Source organism: Bacillus sp. JJ1532 (genome assembly GCF_036965085.1).
Classification (GTDB): domain Bacteria; phylum Bacillota; class Bacilli; order Bacillales; family Cytobacillaceae; genus Cytobacillus.
In genome coordinates, this window is record NZ_JBALOW010000147.1 from 1 (window position 1) to 1,633 (window position 1,633).

Here is a 1,633-nt window from a genome sequence, read left to right on the forward strand (position 1 = left end):
GATATTACTAATCCTAAACTTGCTGAAGAAGTTTTAAACATTCAAATACCTTCATATAAGGTAGAAGCAGAATTAATCGACTTTTATGAAATACCGCCATTAAAAGATACAGTTCACACATTGCAACAATGTGGAGAAACTTTCTTTGGATATTATGAAAATGAAGAATTATGCGGAGTAATATCTATAAAAGTAGACGATGATGAAGTTGATATACATAGGTTAATCGTACATCCAAACCATTTTAGAAAAGGAATTGCACAGTTGCTTTTAAATTTCATTGAAACTAAGTTCCTGGTTGAAACAATTAAAGTAGCGACAGGTTCTAAAAATATTCCAGCAGTTAGTTTTTATAAAAAGAATGGATTTCAAAATATTAAAGAAGTCATAGTAAATGAACAACTATCTTTAACCTTTTTTGAAAAGATATAATAATTTTCTTATTGTAATAACGGATGCATTACTTTAAGATCCAGCCGCCAATTCAGGTGGCTTTTTTATTCAACTAAGGGAGTAGGTTAATTAAAGAGTAATGGAACTATTTTAATACTTTTTCGTCTGTTATTAATTAAAGGGGGGTATCGTAGTGAATTTTTCAAAAGTCCTACTTCCACTTGGTATCTTGTTGTTATTTTTGGTCGGTTGTAATAACGAAACCAGTAATCCTACTCCAAAAGAATACTTAAATTATGATAATGCTGATATTTTTCTGCTTAATGGGTATGTGTTTTCAAATGCACATGATGTTGAATGGGTAACAGAATTGAAATATGAATTTGGCGAGCAGATAGGAGAAATAACAAAGCAAGCGGATAAGGCATCCAAATTTGAAAATGGAACAGCGAACAAATTGCCAATTGGAACAAAGATATTTGAAACAGATACACCTGCATTCATTGCAATTGTAAACGGGGAAGAGATACCATATTTAAAAATGATTGAAGGATAAAATGTTTTTTATCTATCAAGGAGGTTTTCTTCAAGAAGGAGAATAGCTGTTTCTTATTGAAGGAAAGGGCATGTTAGTTGAACAAAAACTGTTAAAATAGTGATAAAAAGTGATAGGAAAATGGCTATATTTCTAGAAGAAAACGCCTTTTTTAAAGGGGTTTTTTGATGATATGGAAGGTGAGTGAGATAATGAAATTCAATGCTTTAGTTCCAGAATTGTCAGTTAAGGACATTGAGAGGTCGAAGTGGTTTTATATAGAGATACTTGGATTCCAATTAGAATATGAGAGATCAAATGATAAATTTGCTTTTCTATCACTTAACGGAGCGCAGATTATGATTGAAGAAATTAATGGATATTGGAATACAGGGTTGTTAGAATATCCATTTGGCAGAGGCATTAACTTTCAAATAAAAGTTGATGATATTCACTCCCTTGTTGAAAGATTAATTCAAAATGAAATCTCGCTATTTAGAGAACCTACTGTTAGTGAATATAAGACCAAAATGACAGTAATCAAGGAACTTGAATTTCTCGTCCAAGATCCAGATGGTTATTTATTGAGATTTTCACAAGAAATTTTTAATTAATTCAATAGTAAATTCCCAATTTATAGACAATGCCTCCACAGTTCTTTATTTGCTACATAATTAGTAATAAGTTGAGTTGTTTGTAAAGAAT

General features: G+C 30.8%; 3 protein-coding genes. All 3 read left to right on the forward strand.

What is annotated here, in order from left to right:
• A partial coding sequence (locus V7122_RS25520) for a GNAT family N-acetyltransferase (RefSeq protein ID WP_335530106.1) occupies window positions 1–432 on the forward strand: 432 nt, incomplete at its 5' end.
• A 154-nt stretch (window positions 433–586) separates the two neighbouring features.
• A complete protein-coding gene (locus V7122_RS25525; protein WP_335530109.1) occupies window positions 587–949 on the forward strand; it encodes a hypothetical protein in 363 nt (120 codons plus the stop codon).
• A gap of 191 nt (window positions 950–1,140) precedes the next feature.
• Entirely contained in the window at window positions 1,141–1,542 is a 402-nt protein-coding gene (locus tag V7122_RS25530; protein WP_335530114.1) for a bleomycin resistance protein, read from the forward strand.
• Window positions 1,543–1,633 lie beyond the last annotated feature (91 nt).